Raw genomic sequence first — 18,115 nt, forward strand, 5'->3', positions numbered from 1 at the left:
AGACCGCCCGAAGCCTGTCGGAATCGAGTCAGAACGACCTAACTCACGCCGCGGGCAGCTTCGGCCAGGCCACGCTCGCGAGTGCGCGGCCGACCTCGCACGGCTCCTTGTCGGTCGTCGAGTTGACCGTCAGCGAAGCGAACTCGACCTCGCCGACCTTCGCGCCGGGTGCGGGTCCGAGCACCTTCTGGACCTTGCAGAGCTTCGGCGGATACGGGGTGACCTCCGACGCGCCCGGCGGGAGGACGTCGTTGACGAAATTGAGCAACACCGACGAGCCGCCGTGCGCCACCCACTCACAGCGATGCTTCGACGGGATGACCGACTTCGACACGGTCGCGCCGAGCTCCGCGCTCACCCGCGCGTCGTCGAGCAGCGCGCAGGCGTCGGCCGTGCCGAGCGACCCCGCCCTGAACAACTGATGGCGGACCTGGTTCGCCGAGACTGACGCGATGATCCCGTCCAGCACGTCGGCGCTGATGTCACACAACGCCGACTTCGGCACTCCGTCGTTCGGGTACCGGCTCGCGGTCGCCCGGACGGTGACCTGGTCGACGAACCGGAGGTAGTACGCGCAGTCCCCCTCGCCGGACGACGTGCCGCGCTCGGCGACCAGACCGTGCGGGAGTTTCTTGCTTTCGTCGGGCACGCGGTCGCCTGCCCGGCGGGATTCCTTGGTGCCGAGATAGCCGACCTCGACGGTGACCTCTTTGCCGCCGACCTTGACCAGCAGCGAGCAGTAGTCGAACGACGAAAGCCCCTTGGTCGGCTCAGTGCCACCGTGCTTGGTCGCCGCGGCCGGGTCGAGCAGGCTGCAGTAGTCGACGGTGTTGAAGTCGCCGAAGACGGCACGCCCGGCCAGCTGCAGGTAGTCCGGGGTTCTCTCGGGCCCTTCGGGGACCGTCGCGGTGCACCCCGCCAGCGCCAGCACGGCGGCGAGCACCGCGAACAGTCTCATTCCCCGAAGTTTCCTTCCACCAGGCTCTTGACCTTCGCGACGGCGTCGGCCGCCTGGGCGCCACGCGCGCGCACCACGATCCGGTCGTCTTGGCGCGCGCCGAGCGACATGAGCGCGAGCACGCTGTGTGCGTCGGCCTCCTGCTCGCCGAGCCGGACGCTGACTTCCGCGTCGAGGTCCGCGATGCTGCGCGCGAGCAGCGCCGCCGGCCTGGCATGCAGGCCGACGTCGTTGCGCAGCCGCAGTTCGACGACGAGGTCGCCTTCGACCTCCGCCAGCTCGTCGAAATCGGGCGGAGCGCCTGCCGCCGCCGCGGCACCGGCGACATCCGAGACCGAAGCCCCGCCTTGCGCGGCGACGGCGGCCGCGACGGCGCCTTCGACGAGCGGGGCGTCCGCGACGAGCGCGGTCGACGGGTTGGGCAGCGACTCGACGGCCAGCTCGGCCGTCATCTGGGCGCTGCCGAGGTCGTAGAGCAGCACCACGCCGTCGCCGGAGTCGGCGCGCTGCGCGGCGGCGACCACTTCGTCGTAGTCGGTGCCGATGCTGCCGTCCTCAAGGCCACCGGCCGGGATGATGACCACGTCGGGCGCCATCTGCGCGGCCAGTTCGGCCAGGCCTTCGGCGAGTTTCGCGCTGTGTGAAACGAGAACCAGGCCGACGGTCACCGTGCCGCCTCCGCGAAGGCGCGCAGGATCAACGCGGTCGAGCGCGCGCCGGGATCCATGTGCCCGACCGCCCGCTCACCCAGATACGACGCCCTGCCCTTGCGCGGCACGAGGTCCACTGTGGACTCCGCGCCCTGGTCGGCCGCGTCGGCCGCCGCGCTCAGCACGGCCGCGATGTCCGCGCCCGCCACGGCCGCGGCCGCTTCGGCGGCGGCGACGGCCGGGGTCAGTGCGTCGATCATCGTCGCGTCGCCGACCTCGGCCTTGCCGCGCGCCCGCACGCCGTCCAGCGCCGCGCGCAGCAGCTCGACGACGGCCTGAGCGTCTACTTCGGACTGATCGGCCGCCTTGGTCGCGGCGCGCAGGAAAGCCGTGCCGTACAGGGGCCCGGCCGCACCGCCGACCTTCGAGATCAGCGTCTTGGCCGCGATCTTCAGCACCTCACCCGGGGTTTCCGGGGTGGCGTCCGCGAGCGCGGCCACGACCACGGTGAACCCGCGGTTCATGTTCTCGCCGTGGTCGGCGTCGCCGATCGCCCGGTCGAGCTCGATCAGTTCGGTCCGGTGCTCGGCGACCACCCCCGCGGCCGCGAGCACCGCCTTCGTCACCCCTTCGGCTCCACAACCCATGGTCAGATCCCCCAGCGCAACGCCGGTGTGTTGACCGGTGCGTCCCAGAGCGCGGTGAGTTCGGCGTCGAGCTTCAACAGTGTCAAGCTGATCCCCTGCATTTCGAGGCTGGTGATGTACGGTCCCACCAGTCTGCGGGTGACGGTGATCCCGCGCTCCGCGAGCAGCTTTTCGGCGATGCCGTGCGCCAGGTAGAGCTCGACCAGCGGGGTGGCGCCCATCGAGTTGGTGAACAGCAGCACCTCGTCGCCCGAAGCGAACGGCAGGTCCTCGACGATGGCCGTGACCAGCCGTGCGACGAGCGCGTCGGCGGATTCGAGCGGTATCCGCTCGCGGCCGGGTTCGCCGTGGATGCCGATGCCGAACTCGATCTCGTCGTCGGCGAGGTCGAAGCTGGGCGTGCCCGCGTGCGGCACGGTCGGCGCGGTGAGCGCGACGCCGATCGAGCGGACCTGGCCGATCACCTTGCGCGCCAGCGTTTCCACGTCGTCAAGCGAATCACCGCGCTCGGCGGCCGCGCCAGTGATCTTCTCCAGTAGCACGGTCCCGCCGACGCCGCGGCGGCCCGCGGTGTACGTCGAGTCCTTGACCGCGACGTCGTCGTCGATCACCACGCTGCGCACCGGGGTGCCTTCGGCCTCGGCGAGCTCGGCCGCGGTCTCGAAGTTCAGCACGTCACCGGTGTAGTTCTTGACGATCAGCAGCGCACCCGCCGGGCCGGCGGTGGCCGCGACGGCGGCTTCGACCGCGTCCGGCGTCGGCGAGGTGAACACCGCGCCGGGCACGGCGGCGTGCAGCATCCCGGTGCCGACGAAGCCGCCGTGCAGCGGCTCGTGGCCGGAGCCACCGCCGGAGATCACCGCGACCTTGCCCTCGACCGGCGCGTCGGCGCGGATGACCAGCGCCGGATCCTCCTGGACACGCAGCACGTCGCCGTGGGCGAGCGCGAGCCCGCGCAGTGACTCCGCGACCACGTCCGCCGGATCGTTGATGATCTTCTTCACGACTTGCCTCCGTGCATCTTCGGACAGGGCAAAGCCTGTCTACCGCGCAGCGGAGCTGACGACAACCCGCTACGGCTTCGGCAGTTTCGGCACGACGGTCTTCGCCGCCTTGACCGCCTTGGCGCAGGAGCCGTCCGCGACCGGGTCCTTGCTGTGGTCGTTCTGGAAGCCCACGGTGACGAGCTCGACGCGGTCGCCTTCGAGCGGCAGGTGCGTCCACCTGACGCTGCATTTCGCCATGCCGGTCTCCGGCTTCTGGAACGCGGTCACCCCTGGCACGTCGGCCTTGACGTAGCCGCGGCCCTCGGAGGGCGCGATACCGTCGTTGTCGTACTCGATCGTCAGCCGCTGACCGCTGCCGCTCCAGGTGCAGTGATGCAGGTCGACGATCACCTTGTTGGCCGCGGGCGCGAGTTCCTTGATCACCGCGTCGTCCACGCTCACGCACGGGTCCGCCGCGACCAGCGAGCCCTTCGCCAACGCGTACTTGGGCGGGTTCGCGTCACGCAGCCGCTTGACCACCTTCTCCATCAGCGCGGTCGCGGTCTTGCACGCGTCGCCGCCCGGGTAGGTCACGTTGACCGTGATGCCGATCCCGAGCTGCTTGGACGTCACCGCGCCGAGCGCGCACTCCGGGGCACCGTCCTTACCCGGCCTGAGCACCTGCGGAAGCCCCGCGACCACGCCCTGCGGGTTGGACGCCTGGAGAATGGCGGTGCCCAGCTCGAGCGAGATGTCGATCTTCTTGCCACCGACGTCCTTGACGTCGTTGCGGCAGTTCGAGGGATCGGACATCCTCGGCTCGGAGGCCGTGCCCAGGTCCGCGAGCGCCGTCTTGTCGATCAGCTTGCACGTGTCGATCGCGCGCAGCGCGTCGGCGGACACCGCCTTGTCGGTGATCTCACCGGTCGGCACGCCGTCGCCGCTCGCCGCGGGGATCGTGGTGCGCGCGAAGTTCTCCTTGCCCAGGTCGGCGCCGCAGCCGGCCACGAGCAGGAGGGCTCCGAGCAAAACCGTGCCGGACAAGGGCGTGAGACGGTATCGAGGTAGCACGCGGAGCACGGTAGCGGGCTGATCGACGGTGTGCTGGGACAACCCGGTTATTCGCCCTGTTCTTCCGGCGGCGTCACCACGATCGGCCTGACCTTCGCCCACACCACGAAGAGCAGGGTGAACACCAGCATGCCGATCCCGGCCCACAGGTTGATGTTCACGCCAGCCGCCTTCGCCAGGTCGGCGTCGGTGGTGAAACCGATCCCCATGATGGTGAGCACCAGCCCGTACACGCCGGTGAGCATCGCGATGATCAGGCGGATGTCGAAGGCACCGGCCTTCTGTGTCTTCTTCGGATCAGCCATGGTTACCTCCTAGAAGGCGATGTTGAGGGCGATGGTGATGACCAGCACGATGCCGGCGAGCAGCGCGGGCTTGCGATACCACCCGGAGTTCTCCCCGGTGTCGTCGTGCTTGAGCGAGTCCTTCGGAGTCAACGAGTAGACGAGCCCGACGAGCTCGCTGTCCGGCTTCGGCTTGGTGGCCAGCGAAACGACCACGCTCACCAGGATGTCGACGGCGAACGCGACACCCGCGGCGACGAAGCTGGTGCCCTGGCCCTTCAGCCCGATCACCTCGGCCTGCGACAGCGCCCAGATGGTGATGGCCGAACCCGTGCCCGCGACGAGGCCGATCCAGCCGGCGGCGGGCGTCATCCGCTTCCAGAACATGCCGAGGATGAAGGTCGCGAACAGCGGCGCGTTGAAGAAGGAGAACAGGTCCTGCAGGTAGTTCAGGATGTTCGCGGAGTTCGACGCGATGAACGCGGTGCCGATCGCCAGCACGGTGGCGGCGGCGGTGACGATCCGGCCGAGGTTGAGGTAGTAGCCGTCCGGCTTGTCCTTCTTGACGTAGGTCTGCCAGATGTCATAGGTGAACACCGTGTTGAAGGCGGACAGGTTCGCCGCCATGCCCGCCATGAACGACGCCAGCAGACCGGCGATCGCGACACCGAGCATGCCGTTCGGCAGCAGGTCGCGCATGAGCAGCAGCAGCGCGTTGTTGAAGGTGACGCCGCTTTCGGCCTTGCCGCCGTCGAGCAGCACCTGCTTGTCCTTGACGTACTCGGACACGCTGACCGCGGCGATCATGCCGGGGATGATCACGATGAACGGGATGAACATCTTCGGGAAGGCGCCGATGATCGGCGTCCGGCGGGCCGCCGACATGCTCTTCGACGCCATCGCGCGCTGGACCTCGACGAAGTTCGTCGTCCAGTAGCCGAACGAGAGCACGAACCCCAGTCCGAAGACCAGGCCGAGGATGGAGAGGAAGTTGTTGCCGAAGCCGGTGAGGTTGTCACCGGGCCACGAGTGCAGCTGCTCGGCGCCGCCCGGCGAGTTGGTGACCTTGTCGACCAGGCCCTGCCAGCCGCCGACCTTGACCAGGCCGACGATCGTCAGCGGCAGCAGCGCGGCGACGATCACGAAGAACTGCAGCACCTCGTTGTAGATGGCGGCCGACAGCCCGCCCAGCGCGGTGTAGGAGAGCACGATGAACGCGGCGGCGACGATCGACACCCACAGCGGCCAGCCGAGCAGCAGGTTCACCACGCTGGCCAGCAGGAACAGGTTCGCGCCCGCGATGAGCACCTGCGCCGCGGCGAAGCTGATGCCGTTGACCAGGTGCGCGGGCTTGCCGAACCGGCGGCGCATGAACTCGGGAACGCTGCGCACCTTCGAGCCGTAGTAGAACGGCATCATCACGATGCCGAGGAACAGCATCGCCGGGACCGCGCCGATCCAGAAGTAGTGGAACGTCGGCATCCCGTACTGGGCGCCGTTGGCGGACATGCCCATGACCTCGACCGCGCCGAGGTTCGCCGAGATGAACGCGAGACCGGTGACCCAGGCGGGCAGCGAACGACCGGAGAGGAAGAAGTCGAGGCTGCTCGACACCTGCCTCCTGGCCAGCGCGCCGATGCCCAGCACGAGAACGAAGTAGAACGCCAGCAGCACGTAGTCGATCGCGCTGGCGTCCAGCCGCAGATTCGCCTCCGCAAGGACGTGCACCGAGCCACCTCCAGTTGTCCACCAAAAACGCTGGTATCGCGTTAATCGCGGACCCTACTGCATGGATTCAGGCGCGGCAGCCCGGCCGGGTGACAGTCCGTCGGTTGTCCTGCTTTTTTGTCCGCACCAGTAAGAACCCGGCGGCCGCGCCGGCCAGTATCGCGGGCCCGTGGATGTCGGTGCTCACGCTCAGCACGGCCGCGCCGGCGAGCACGATCCCGGCCGCGACGACCTGGCGCCGCCGGCTGAGCGAGTACACGGCCAACGCGCCGAGCGGACCGCAGAACGCCACGGACACACCACCGGAAAACGGTTGCCACAGCTCGCCCACGCCATGGCCGGCGAGCGCCCCGGCCGTCAGCAGCACGACGAGGCGACCGGTTCCCAGCGTCCGCTCGGCGATGGTCCCGACCACAGCTGCCAGCACGGCCAGCCCGAGTACGGACGGCAGCGGGTCCGGCTGGACCAGGACGGGTGAGATCAGCCGCCACACCTGCCCGGCCGCCAGCGCGTCCGGATCCCGTCGCACCGCCAAGAACAATCCGACGGCCCCGAGGTGGTACAGCGCCGTGCCCGTCGCCCAGCAGGCGAGAACCACGATCGTGCCCACCGGGACACGGGTCCGCACATCGGGCAGCGGCGGAAGCGGGGTGGCGTTTTCGGTCATGCGGCGAGCTTAAGAAGCCCACGCCTTCGAAACGCCCGTCGTCTGTCACGGCTCTCCCATGACAAATGGCACGGCCGTCGTGACGGGCTCGAAAACGCCGGGCAGGGCGGGGCCTGCCCGGCGCATCGGGGTTCAGCGGTCGGTCGGGACGGCGATCTCGCCTTCCTCCTCGAGCAGGCGGGCGAGCACGTCGTCGGGCATGTAGGTGCGGTGCGGATAGCCCATGCCCCACGAGTTGAGGAAGGGCACCGCGCCGAGCTTGTCGGCGCGCTCGTTGCCGAGTACGGCGTGGACGTCCTCGACGTTCTTGGCCCAGCGGAAGACCTTGAGTCCCTTGTTGACGTCCGGTGTGTACTTCTCGCGCTTGTGCCAGTCGTCGTCGACGTACATGTCGCTCCAGGTCACGTGCCCGAGTTCGACGAGTGCCTCGGCGGCCGCGCGGACCGAGGTGCCGTTGTCGTCGCCGGGGTTCGTCTCTGGCCACTGGTCACGCTTCTTGGCCGTGTCCCACAGCCAGCGCGCGGCGTAGAGGTCCGAGTTGAAGATCGACATCGCTCGCGACCAGCCGAAGCCGACACAGGCGCCTTCACGGCCCTGGTCGTAGAACTTCTGCCGCCCGTCGGTGTCCGGGTCGCCGCCGGGCTCGAGGCAGACGCAGTGCCCGCCGCGGATGCGGGTGAGCGACTTCGCGCCCTTCTTGGCGACGAAGAACTCGCCGGAAACGGCGTCTTTCTCCGGCTTGTCGAATTCGGTGTACCAGTTGACTCCGATGACGACGGGGACGCGCGTGGGCAGTTCGTCGGCGGCGAGCGCGGTGAGCGGATAACGCTCAACGTGGCGCCAGTCATCCGGAATGAAACGGCCGAGTCTGGGGTCGGCCGGATCGGTGTCCATCGGGCGATAACGCATGGGATTCCTCCTGTCCCGTTACAGCGGGCGAGCATGGAGGCGGACGAAAAACCATTGGTACGACGGCAAGTCGTGCGACCAGGCGGCCACCCCTCCAGCCACGACGGGCGTCCGTCATGGCTCCTCGAATTCGAGTGTGACACAGCACACAACGGCCAGGTGGGGATCTCACCTGAATGGCGCAGGGATTTCCGGAAAAGTAATGATCGTGCACCATTCAACTAAGCTAATCCGTTACTTTCTCGCGCCCCGTGAGAGGCGCGGGACACGCAATAAATACGCGAACAAGAGAACGGTTTGGTCTCGGATCCACAGAGGAACGCAGCGAGGCCATACCGGACAAAGGGCGTTTACGACGCTACCGAAGGCTTACTTTCGATGCGTACTCGTCGCAGTGGGCCACTTCGAGTGACTCCGGGATATGCACCCAGCCGCGATGCTGGATCCCCGCGAGCTGCAACGTGACGAGCGGGGCGAACCGGCCGACGTCGATGCCCTCATAACCGTGCTTCACCACGCAGCGGTAAATGTCATCGGAAACCACCAAAGCGACCGGCTCGTCCGTCTGCTCCAATGCCGCTTTGACCGCGGGCGCGTCCAGCAACCGGAAGGCGACGTCGAGCGCTTCGCCGAAGTTGCCGTGGCCGTCGTGGTGGACCTCGCCGGCGTGGACCACCGCGCGCAGGCGGAAGCGGTGGTCGGGGTGGAGTGAGTCGTGGGCGGCCAGCAGCTTGCTCAGCGTCGGGATGACCGGGTTGAGCAAGGCCGTCTTCGGGACCTCGTCGACGGGGCGGATCAGGGCGAGCACGCCGTCGCCGCGGTCGACCAGCGCGTCGCGGTGGGCCTCGGAAATACCGCCGGCGAGCAGGGCCTCGTCGAGCAGTTCGTACATGACGCGGCGCAGTTCGGCCTTGGCGGGGTTCGTTCTGGCGGTCGAGCCTTCGATGTCCAGCGCCAGCATGACTCGGTAGCGCGGCAGGTCCGGAGGCTCAGCAGTCATGTCGAAATCTCCCCTCGCCCTGGGCTCGACCGTGCAAATGCATGTGCCAGATGCACGTGCACCAACGGTACCGCGTTCGGCGGTTGCTTGGGGAATTTCAGCCGGGACAGGCGGGGAAATTCTTGCCGGTGGCCTGAGCCACAAACCCTTTAGAACAGGCGGAATTCGTCGCTTTCGATGCCGCGCAGCGCGTCGTAGTCCAGGGTCAGGCAGCGGATGCCGCGGTCCTCGGCGAGGGTGCGGGCCTGCGGCTTGATGATCTGGGCCGCGAAGACGCCCTGCACGGGGGCGAGGAGCGGGTCGCGGTTGAGGAGCTCGAGATAACGGGTGAGCTGCTCGACGCCGTCGATCTCGCCGCGGCGCTTGATCTCGACGGCGACACTGCGGCCGTCGGCGTCGCGGGCCATGATGTCGACCGGGCCGATGGCCGTCGGGAACTCGCGGCGGACCAGGGTGTGGCCCTCGCCGAGGGTGGTGATGTGCTCGGCGAGCAGTTCCTGCAGGTGCGCCTCGACGCCGTCCTTCTGCAGGCCGGGCTCGGCGCCGAGTTCGCGCGTGTGCTCGTGGAAGATCTCTTCGATCGTGATGACGAGCTTCTCGCCCGCCTTGTTCTCGACGATCCACGTCTTGCCGTCCTCGATGAGCCAGCACGGCGGCGTCATCCAGTTCAGCGGCTTGTAGGCGCGGTCGTCGGAATGCACGGACACGGAGTTGTCCGACTTGACCAACAGCAGCCTGTTCGCCATGGGCAGGTGGGCGGTCAGACGGCCGGCGTAGTCGACCTGGCAGCGAGCGAGAACGAGGCGCACCCGCCGAGGGTAGGACAACACCGGAGATACTGATCGGGTGGACCCCATTGAGAGCGTGAGCTCACGCGAGGTGTATCGCAACGCCTGGATGACCGTGCGCGAGGACGAGATCCGGCGCCCCGATGGCTCCGCCGGGATCTACGGCGTGGTCGACAAACCGGCCTACGCGCTGGTCATCCCGTTCGACGGCGACCGGTTCCGGCTGGTCGAGCAGTTCCGGTATCCGCTGGGGCTACGGCGCTGGGAATTCCCGCAGGGCACCGCTCCCGACCTCGCCGACGTCGAACCGGGTGAGCTCGCCGCGCGTGAGCTGCGCGAGGAAACGGGGCTGCGGGCCGGTTCCCTGGTCGAGCTCGGGCTGATCGACTGCGCGCCGGGGTTCGTCAGCCAGCGTGGACGCGTCTTCCTCGCGCTCGACCTCACCGAAGGCGAGCCCGAGCGCGAGACCGAGGAGCAGGACATGCGCAGTGCGTGGTTCAGCCGCGCGGAGCTCGAAAAGATGATCTCCACCGGAATGATCACCGACTCGCAGTCGATCGCCGCGTACGCGCATCTCCTGCTCTACGAACGGGATAAAGCCCGCTAAATCTCGCGGAGTTCAGCGGGCTTTATCCCGGTCAGTCGGTCCATTCGGGGGCGCGCTTTTCGAGGAAGGCGGCCATGCCCTCACGGGCGCCGGGCAGCTGGGACGCCGCGGCCATCACTTCGAGCGCGAGCGCGTAGGCGTCCTTCTCCGGGCGGTCGAGCTGGGCGTAGAGCGTCTGCTTGCCCAGCGCCTTGCTCGCGCGGCTGCCCCTGGTGGCGCGGGCGAGCAGGTCGGCGACCGCCGTGTCGAGCTCGGCGTCGGGGACCACGCGGTTGACCATGCCCCAGTCGAGCGCGGTCGCGGCGTCGATGACGTCGCCGGTCAGCGCGAGCTCCATCAGGCGCTTGCGGCCGACCGCGCGGGCGACGGGCACCGCGGGCGTGTGGCAGAACCAGCCGCCTTTGCCGCCGGGCAGGGCGAAACCGGCCGACTCGGCGGCCACCGCGAGGTCGCACGAGGCGACCAGCTGACAACCCGCCGCAGTGGCGAGGCCGTGCACCCTGGCGATGACGACCTGCGGGATGGACTGCATGGTCGCCATCAGCTCGGTGCACAGCTGCAGGAGCTCGCGCACGCCCATCAGGTCACGCGAGGAGACGTCGGCGAAGTCGTGCCCGGCGGAGAAGACCGGCCCGGCACCGGCGAGCACGACGCCGGTCGCGTCCGAGTCCCCGGCCTCCAGGAACGCGACGAGCAGCTCGGCCAGGTGCTGGTCGGACAGCGAATTGCGGCGCGCGGCCCGGTTCATCGTGATGGTGATGGTGTCTTCCTCGCGCTTGACGAGGATGTGCTCGTACTCAGCCATGGTCAGGGACGTTACGCGCTTTGCCGGAAGGTGCGCCGGTAGGAATCGGGGCCGACGCCGAGTTCGGCGTGCATCCGGCGGCGCAGGTTCGCCGCGGTGCCGAGTCCCGAACGCCGCGCGATCCGCTCGACCGGCAGGTCGGTGGCTTCGAGCAGGCGCTGCGCATGCCGGACGCGCTGCACCCGCAGCCACCGGCCGGGGGTGGCGCCCGCGGCGGCGGTGAACTCCCGGTGGAACGTCCGCGCGCTCATGCCCGCGTGCGCCACCAGGTCCTCGACGCCAATCTCGCTGCCGAGCCTGGTCATCGCCCAGTCCATTGTGGACGCGATGCCGGGGCGCGACGGCCGTGGCGGCACCGGCAGGTCGACGTACTGCCGTTGCCCGCCTTCCCTGGCGGGCGGCATGACCAGCCGCCTGGCGAGCGCGGCGGCGACGTCCGCGCCGTGGTCCTTGCGCACCAGGTGCAGGCAGAGGTCGAGGCCGCCGACGACGCCCGCCGAGGTGAGCACGTCGCCGTCGTCGGTGTACAGCACGTCGCGCTGGACGTCCGCGGCGGGCGCGACGCGTTCGAGGTCGTCGAGCAGGCGCCAGTGCGTGGTGGCGGCGCGGCCGTCGAGCAGCCCGGCGGCCGCGAGGGTGAACGCGCCGGAGCACAACGCGGCGACCCGGTCCGCGCTCCGCAGTGCGCGGACGGCCGAATCGGGGACGGCCGCGAGCGGGTCGACGCGGCCGCTCGCGAGCACGAGATCGCAGTCCTTGAGCCCGGAAAGCCCATGCGTGGCAACGACTTTGCCAACCGGACGCAGGTCGACCGGCGCGCGGCCGGCACTGCACAACCGCAGCTCGAACGGGCCGATGCCGTCGTCGGTGCGGTCGACACCCCAGACCTCCCCGATCACGGCGAGGTCGAACGACCGGCTGCCCGGCAGCAGGAGGACACCCACGGTACGCATGGCAGAAAAGTACCGCATCGCGCGTTCTTCGCCACTCCCGTCCGGCAGGGCGACGCGCGCAGACTGGCCGTATGACGACCGCATTGATCGTGATCGACGTGCAAAAAGGCTTCGACGACCCGTACTGGGGCAAGCGCGACAACCCTGACGCCGAGGCGAACATCAAGGCGCTGCTCGACGCGTGGCAGGAGCGGAGGCAGCCGATCGTGCTGGTGCACCACGACTCCACCAAACCGGACTCGCCCCTGCGGCCCGGTCAGGAAGGCAACGACTTCCAGTCCATTCTGGACGGTGTGCGCGCGGATCTGGTGTTCGGCAAGAAGGTGAACTCGGCGTTCCACGGCGACGTCGACCTCGACGGCTGGCTGAAGACGCGGGGCATCACGAGCATCGTGATCGCGGGCATCCAGACGAACATGTGCTGCGAGACCACGAGCCGCGTCGGCGGAAACCTGGGCTACGACGTCACTTTCGCACTCGACGCCACGTACACCTTCGACCTGGAAGGCCTCACGGCCGGCCAGCTCAGCGAAGCCACCGCCACCAACCTGCGGGGCGGCGGCTTCGCGAAAGTCGTGACCACCAAAGAACTTCTGTAGTCGTGAGTGGTACGGCCGGTTCTAACCGGCCGTACCACTCACGACTCCTTCAACCCATGCCTTTCCCGGACCAGGCTCACGATGCCGTCCATGATGTCGGTCAGCTCGTAGTCCTTGGGCGTGAACACCCGCGCGATCCCGCGATCGGTCAGCAGCTTCGCGTCGTCGGGCGGGATGATGCCGCCGACGATCACCGGCACGTCACCCGCGCCCGCGGCGCGCAGGCCGTCGACCACCTGCGGCACGACCTCCAAATGCGAGCCGGACAGCACCGAAAGCCCGACGACGTGCACGCCTTCCTGCACGGCGGCCGCGACGATCTGCTCCGGAGTCAGCCGGATGCCCTGGTAGACGACCTCGAACCCGACGTCACGCGCGCGCACGGCGACCTGCTCGGCGCCGTTGGAGTGACCGTCGAGCCCGGGCTTGCCGACCAGGATCCGCAGCCGTTCGCCTATTTCCTCGCCGGTCGCCTTGACCCGGTCACGCACGCGCAGCAGCTCGGCGTTGCCACTGCCGGTCATGGCCGAGGCCGAAACCCCGGTCGGCGCGCGGTATTCGCCGAACACCTCGCGCAGCGCGCCCGCCCATTCGCCGGTGGTGACCCCGGCACGCGCGCACGCCAGCGTCGCCTCGAAGAGGTTGTCGGTCGTCTTGGCGGTGAGCTTCAGCTTCTCCAGCGAACGCTCGACGAGGTCGTTGTCGCGCTGGTTGCGCCATTCTTCGAGCGCCGCGACGGCTTCCTTCTCCACCGCGGGGTCGATCGTTTCGATGGCCTTGGCGCCTTCGGCCTGCAACGGGCTCGGCTCGGTCGTGTCGAACTTGTTGACACCGACCAGGATCCGCTCGCCGTTCTCCACCCCGCGCCGGTATTCGGCGAGCGAGGTCACGAGCTGCGACTTCATGTAGCCGCTTTCGACGGCGGCGACCGCGCCGCCGAGATCCTGCACGCGCGCGATCTCCTCGCGAGCGCCGGTCATGATCTCGTCGACCTTGGCCTGGATGACGTGCGAGCCGTCGAAAATGTCTTCGTACTCAAGGAGATCGGTCTCGAACGCGAGCACCTGCTGCATCCGCAGCGCCCACTGCTGATCCCACGGCCTCGGCAGGCCGAGCGCCTCGTTCCACGCGGGCAACTGGATCGCGCGCGCCCGCGCGCCGCGCGAGAGCGAGACCGCGAGCATTTCCAGGACGATGCGCTGGACGTTGTTCTCCGGCTGCGCCTCGGTCAGCCCGAGCGAGTTGACCTGCACGCCATAGCGCAGGCGGCGGGCCTTCGCGTCGGTCACGCCGTAGCGTTCGCGCGTGATCTCGTCCCAGAGCGCGGTGAACGCGCGCATCTTGGACATCTCCTCGACGAACCGCACGCCCGCGTTGACGAAGAAGGAGATGCGGGCGACCACCTTCGCCATGTCGCCGGGCTCGACCTGACCGGAGTCACGGACGGCGTCGAGCACGGCGATGGCGGTGCACAGCGCGTACGCGACCTCCTGTGTCGGCGTCGCGCCCGCTTCCTGCAGGTGGTAGCTGCAGATGTTGATCGGGTTCCACTTGGGCACGTGGTGCACGGTCCAGGCGATCATGTCGGTGATCAGCCGCAGGCTCGGCCCCGGCGGGAAGATGTAGGTCCCCCTGGACAGGTATTCCTTGATGATGTCGTTCTGGGTGGTCCCGGTGAGCTTCGCGAGCACCTCGTCGACGGGCCTGCCCTCGGCGTTGGCCTGATCCTCGGCGACGCTCACGTACAGCGCGAGCAGCCACATCGCGGGCGCGTTGATGGTCATCGAGGTGTTGGCCTCGGCCAGCGGGATGCCGTCGAACAGCCGCGCCATGTCACCGATGTGCGCGATCGGCACGCCGACCTTGCCGACCTCGCCCTTGGACAGCTGGTGGTCGGCGTCGTAGCCGGTCTGCGTCGGCAGGTCGAACGCGACCGAAAGCCCGGTCTGGCCCTTGGCGAGGTTGCGGCGATACAGCTCGTTCGACGCCTTCGCCGACGAATGGCCCGCGTAGGTGCGCATGACCCACGGCCGGTCCCGTTCGCGATCCGTTGGATAGGGCACGTGAACCTCCCGGCTCGGACACAGCACGATTCATCGACTATACCCGCCGGTAACATGCCCGACCCAGTGGAATCAGACACGTCTGGGGTGTCCCCCGACCCCTAAAGAGGCCGGGGGACACGAGGTCACCGGCGGCCGTAGGTCAGCCGCCGCAGCACGAACTCCGCGGGACCGGGCCGCGACCCGAGCCTGCCCGCCGCGAACACGCTGACCAGCCACACCACGACCGCGAGCAGGATCGCCGTGACCGTCGGGCTGCCGAAGCGGGTGCCCAGCGCGAGCGTGAACGGCGCCAGCGCCAGCAGCCACACGACCGACTGGAGCAGGTACCCCGACAGCGAGCGCTGCCCCAGCGCGGCGATCGATCCCACGAACGGGCCCGGCTTGGCCAGCCGCAGCGCGAGCAGGCCGAACAGCGCGACATAACCGGGACCGGCGAACATGCCGCTCACGCCGTGCAGCATCAGCATCGCCGACGCGGACGACTCGTCGACCGAAAGCAGCCCGGCGCTGACCAGAGCGATCGGCAGACCACCGACGACAGCGACGCTCAGACCGCCGACCGCGACGCGGCGCAGGAGGACGCGGTTGGCCGCCGGGTCTTCCAGCAAACGCTTGCGTGCCGCCCACATGCCGAGCCAGACGATGAGGATGAAGCCCAGCACGGTCGCGGTGTGCGCCGGCCATTCGCCGAGCCGGTCGAGCACCGAGGTCGCGTAGTCCGGCGCGACCAGGGAACCGACCTGCTCGACCGGGACGCTCGCGGTGCCCGTGGTGACCCCGGTCAGCGTGATCACGAACAACACGAGCGCGTACACCAGCTCGGCGCCCCAGATCCACGGCACGAAGCGGTAGACGCGATCGCTCCGGCGCAGCAGCAAGAGTGTCGCGACAATGCCGACCAGGCCGTACGCGCCGAGGAAGTCACCGAAGTAGAGCAAAACCCCGTGCACCAGGCCGAAACCGACCAGCCAGGCGTTGCGCCGGAGCAGGACCGAGCGCACTTGGCCCGGCTCGGCGCCCGACCGCTCCTGCCGCCGGGCGAGCTGCACGAGGCCATAGCCGAACATCACCGCGAACACCGGGTACGCGCGGCTGTGCACGAACGTGAACATGAAGAAGTCGAGCCCGCGGTCGAGACCGGACGCCGTCGGGACGAAGCCGGGCATGCCGCCCGCCACGCAGCCGAGCGCGTTCGCCACCGCGATGAACAGCAGCATTCCCCCACGCGCCAGGTCGGGCGCCAAGGCCCGCTCGGTGCGCTGTACCGGGCCACGAGTGGCCGTGTGAACCGTCATGAGTTCCCCCGAACTTTCCATACGTCATAAACTATATAAGTTATACTATATAGGTGCGACATACTGCAACCAGCTTCGAGAGGGGATGCCATGACCGACGACCTGCCGGACCAGCTGCGCAGGCTTTGGGGAGTTCCGGCGGAGTCCCGGCTGGGGCGCCCGGCCGAACTCGATGTCGCACGCGTGGTCGGCGCCGCCGTCGACCTGGCGGACCGTGATGGGCTGCCCGGCGTGACGCTGCCCAAGGTGGCGAAGGAACTCGGCGTCACGCCGATGTCGCTCTATCGCTACGTGGGCTCCAAGGACGAGCTGCTGGAGCTCATGCGCGACTTCGCCATCGGACCCGCGCCCGAGCTCTCCCCTGACGCGGGCTGGCGCGAGGGCCTGACGCTGTGGGCGTACGCGGAACTCGAGGTCTACCAGCGGCGGCCGTGGCTGCCCCAGGTGCCGATCAGCGGCCCGCCGTCCGGCCCGAACCAGATCGCCTGGATGGAAAGCGCGCTGCGCGTGCTGCGTGACACCGGGCTGGCCTGGCCCGCGAAGGTCGGCACGCTGATGCTGTTCAGCGGCTACAACCGCAACCACGCGCTGCTCTTCCAGGAACTGGGCGAGGACCGGCTCGAAGAGGAGCAGCGCTACGGCATGGCGCTGATGAAGCTCATCGATCCCGAACGTTTTCCCGAGACCGCGAAACTGTTCGCCTCGCCCACGTTCCAGACGCCGGGCGACGACTACGCGTTCGGCCTCGCGCGGCTGCTCGACGGTACGGCGGCCGCCATCGCGCAGGCACTGTGACGGAAATCCGCGAGCTTTCACCCGGCCCGGCCGTCTACTGTCGACAGCTGTGACGTGGAGTGTTTACGGCAGCTATCTGCTGATCGTCGTACTGATCGTGCTGGCGCCCGGCCCGGACACCATGGTCGTGCTGAAGAACTCGCTCGCGGGCGGCTGGCGCGGCGGGCTGCTGGCCAGTTTCGGCATCTTCGTGGGCAACGCCGTGCAGGGCAGCGCCGCGGCGCTCGGCCTCGGCGTCGTCATCGCCCGGTCGCAACCCGTCTTCGTCACGCTCAAGTGGGTCGGCGCCGCGTACCTGGCGTACCTGGGTTTCCAGGCGCTGCGCGGAGCCTGGCGCGGTGACTACACCGGCCTCGAGGACTCCGGGCGCTCGCGCGCCAAGGGGTTCCGCCGCTTCCGCGAGGGCTTCCTGTCGAACATCACCAACCCGAAGGTGCTGGTGCTGTACCTGTCGGTGCTGCCGCAGTTCCTCGACCCGGCGACGACCTCGACGTGGGACGCGCTGCTGCTCGCCTACACCGTGGCCGTCCTCGGCATGGCGTGGCTGCTGGTGCTCATGCTCTTCATCCACCGCGTGCGCGCGTGGCTCGGCAAGCGCAAGGTCCGCCGCACGCTCGACGGCGTCACCGGCACCGCTCTCGTGGGATTCGGTGCGGCGCTCGCGCTCGAAGGCTAGCGTGGCCTCATGACCTGGGGTTTGTACGGCAGTTACGTGCTTTTCGTGCTTCTGGTGCTCGCGGTGCCCGGTCCGGACACCGCCGTGGTGCTCAAGAGTTCACTGGCGGGCGGCACTCGCGGCGGGGTGCTGGCGAGCGTCGGCATCGGCGCCGGGAACCTGACGCAGGGCGTCGCGGCAGCGCTCGGGCTGAGCGCGCTGATCACCCGCTCCGAGCCGGTGTTCCTCACGCTGCGCTGGGCAGGCGCGGCGTACCTCTGCTATCTGGGCGTCCGCGCGCTGATCGGCGCGTGGCGTGGCGACTACCGCGCGCTCGAACCCGCGCAGGCGAGCGGCGGACGTTATTGGCGCCAAGGGTTGCTGTGCAACCTGACCAACCCGAAGGTGCTCGTGTTCTACGTGTCGATGCTGCCGCAGTTCCTCTCGCCCTCGTTCAGCGTCGGCGAGGCGTTGCTGCTGGCGGGCACCGTCGCGACAATGGCGACGCTGTGGCAGCTCGTGCTCGTGTTCTTCGTGCACCGGGTGCGCGCGTGGCTCGGCAAGCGCAAGGTCCGCCGCGCGCTCGACGGCGTCACCGGCACCGCGCTCGTCGGCTTCGGCGCGGCCTTGGCCTTCGATAACTGAGTGTAAC

The 18,115-nt window shown here is 68.8% G+C and carries 20 protein-coding genes; 5 read left to right on the plus strand and 15 right to left on the minus strand.

Annotated features, from left to right (window positions below; genetic code table 11):
* Positions 1-43: 43 nt before the first annotated feature.
* From BLV57_RS15855 to nucS, 11 genes are all read right to left on the minus strand, one after another.
* Positions 44-958, minus strand: a complete 915-nt coding sequence (locus BLV57_RS15855) for a hypothetical protein (protein WP_091289504.1) — start codon at positions 956-958, stop codon at positions 44-46.
* Positions 955-1,626 (minus strand): dihydroxyacetone kinase phosphoryl donor subunit DhaM, encoded by a 672-nt coding sequence (gene dhaM, locus BLV57_RS15860; RefSeq protein ID WP_091289505.1) that lies wholly within the window; start codon positions 1,624-1,626, stop codon positions 955-957. The genes BLV57_RS15855 and dhaM overlap by 4 nt, the downstream gene beginning before the upstream one ends.
* Positions 1,623-2,255: a dihydroxyacetone kinase subunit DhaL gene (dhaL, locus tag BLV57_RS15865; RefSeq protein WP_091289506.1), complete on the minus strand. Its 633-nt coding sequence runs from the start codon at positions 2,253-2,255 to the stop codon at positions 1,623-1,625. The genes dhaM and dhaL overlap by 4 nt, the downstream gene beginning before the upstream one ends.
* A gap of 2 nt (positions 2,256-2,257) precedes the next feature.
* Positions 2,258-3,259, minus strand: coding sequence for a dihydroxyacetone kinase subunit DhaK (dhaK, locus tag BLV57_RS15870; protein WP_091289507.1), 1,002 nt, complete (start codon positions 3,257-3,259; stop codon positions 2,258-2,260).
* Positions 3,260-3,328: 69 nt separating this feature from the next.
* Positions 3,329-4,285: a DUF3558 family protein gene (locus BLV57_RS15875; RefSeq protein ID WP_091289508.1), complete on the minus strand. Its 957-nt coding sequence runs from the start codon at positions 4,283-4,285 to the stop codon at positions 3,329-3,331.
* Positions 4,286-4,359: 74 nt separating this feature from the next.
* Positions 4,360-4,617, minus strand: a complete 258-nt coding sequence (locus BLV57_RS15880) for a hypothetical protein (RefSeq protein WP_091289509.1) — start codon at positions 4,615-4,617, stop codon at positions 4,360-4,362.
* A 9-nt stretch (positions 4,618-4,626) separates the two neighbouring features.
* Complete coding sequence (locus tag BLV57_RS15885) at positions 4,627-6,324, minus strand: sodium:solute symporter family protein (RefSeq protein WP_091289510.1); 1,698 nt, start codon at positions 6,322-6,324, stop codon at positions 4,627-4,629.
* A 67-nt stretch (positions 6,325-6,391) separates the two neighbouring features.
* On the minus strand, positions 6,392-6,991 hold the full coding sequence (locus BLV57_RS15890) for a rhomboid family intramembrane serine protease (RefSeq protein ID WP_091289511.1): 600 nt from the start codon (positions 6,989-6,991) through the stop codon (positions 6,392-6,394).
* Positions 6,992-7,123: 132 nt separating this feature from the next.
* Positions 7,124-7,900, minus strand: coding sequence for a hypothetical protein (locus BLV57_RS15895; RefSeq protein WP_091289512.1), 777 nt, complete (start codon positions 7,898-7,900; stop codon positions 7,124-7,126).
* A 358-nt stretch (positions 7,901-8,258) separates the two neighbouring features.
* Positions 8,259-8,900, minus strand: a complete 642-nt coding sequence (locus BLV57_RS15900) for a hypothetical protein (RefSeq protein ID WP_091289513.1) — start codon at positions 8,898-8,900, stop codon at positions 8,259-8,261.
* 149 nt (positions 8,901-9,049) lie between these two features.
* Positions 9,050-9,709, minus strand: coding sequence for an endonuclease NucS (gene nucS, locus BLV57_RS15905; protein WP_176968639.1), 660 nt, complete (start codon positions 9,707-9,709; stop codon positions 9,050-9,052).
* A 37-nt stretch (positions 9,710-9,746) separates the two neighbouring features.
* Between nucS and BLV57_RS15910 the strand changes: the two genes are divergently transcribed.
* On the plus strand, positions 9,747-10,295 hold the full coding sequence (locus tag BLV57_RS15910; RefSeq protein WP_091289515.1) for an NUDIX domain-containing protein: 549 nt from the start codon (positions 9,747-9,749) through the stop codon (positions 10,293-10,295).
* Positions 10,296-10,326: 31 nt separating this feature from the next.
* On the opposite strand, the gene BLV57_RS15915 is transcribed toward BLV57_RS15910, so the two are convergent.
* On the minus strand, positions 10,327-11,100 hold the full coding sequence (locus tag BLV57_RS15915; protein ID WP_091289516.1) for an enoyl-CoA hydratase-related protein: 774 nt from the start codon (positions 11,098-11,100) through the stop codon (positions 10,327-10,329).
* Between the two features lie 11 nt (positions 11,101-11,111).
* Positions 11,112-12,053 carry a GlxA family transcriptional regulator gene (locus BLV57_RS15920; protein WP_091289517.1) on the minus strand — a complete coding sequence of 314 codons (942 nt, stop codon included), beginning with the start codon at positions 12,051-12,053 and terminating at the stop codon, positions 11,112-11,114.
* A 71-nt stretch (positions 12,054-12,124) separates the two neighbouring features.
* Here BLV57_RS15920 and BLV57_RS15925 point away from each other — a divergent pair, with 71 nt between their 5' ends.
* Positions 12,125-12,652: a cysteine hydrolase family protein gene (locus tag BLV57_RS15925; protein ID WP_091289518.1), complete on the plus strand. Its 528-nt coding sequence runs from the start codon at positions 12,125-12,127 to the stop codon at positions 12,650-12,652.
* Positions 12,653-12,690: 38 nt separating this feature from the next.
* Here BLV57_RS15925 and BLV57_RS15930 read toward each other — a convergent pair whose 3' ends face one another.
* Together BLV57_RS15930 and BLV57_RS15935 are read right to left on the minus strand one after the other, a co-directional pair.
* Positions 12,691-14,715, minus strand: coding sequence for a protein meaA (locus tag BLV57_RS15930; protein ID WP_091289519.1), 2,025 nt, complete (start codon positions 14,713-14,715; stop codon positions 12,691-12,693).
* 125 nt (positions 14,716-14,840) lie between these two features.
* A complete protein-coding gene (locus tag BLV57_RS15935; protein WP_091289520.1) occupies positions 14,841-16,013 on the minus strand; it encodes a DUF418 domain-containing protein in 1,173 nt (390 codons plus the stop codon).
* A 90-nt stretch (positions 16,014-16,103) separates the two neighbouring features.
* Between BLV57_RS15935 and BLV57_RS15940 the strand changes: the two genes are divergently transcribed.
* From BLV57_RS15940 to BLV57_RS15950, 3 genes are read left to right on the plus strand one after another with little or no spacing between them, the layout of a single operon-like run.
* The gene (locus tag BLV57_RS15940; RefSeq protein ID WP_091289521.1) at positions 16,104-16,808 is read left to right on the plus strand and encodes a TetR/AcrR family transcriptional regulator; all 705 of its coding nucleotides are present in this window, start codon (positions 16,104-16,106) and stop codon (positions 16,806-16,808) included.
* A gap of 49 nt (positions 16,809-16,857) precedes the next feature.
* Complete coding sequence (locus BLV57_RS15945; RefSeq protein ID WP_091289522.1) at positions 16,858-17,484, plus strand: LysE family translocator; 627 nt, start codon at positions 16,858-16,860, stop codon at positions 17,482-17,484.
* A gap of 9 nt (positions 17,485-17,493) precedes the next feature.
* Positions 17,494-18,108 (plus strand): LysE family translocator, encoded by a 615-nt coding sequence (locus tag BLV57_RS15950; RefSeq protein ID WP_091289523.1) that lies wholly within the window; start codon positions 17,494-17,496, stop codon positions 18,106-18,108.
* The last annotated feature ends 7 nt before the right edge of the window (positions 18,109-18,115 follow it).

It is taken from the genome of Amycolatopsis xylanica (assembly GCF_900107045.1).
Lineage (GTDB): Bacteria > Actinomycetota > Actinomycetes > Mycobacteriales > Pseudonocardiaceae > Amycolatopsis > Amycolatopsis xylanica.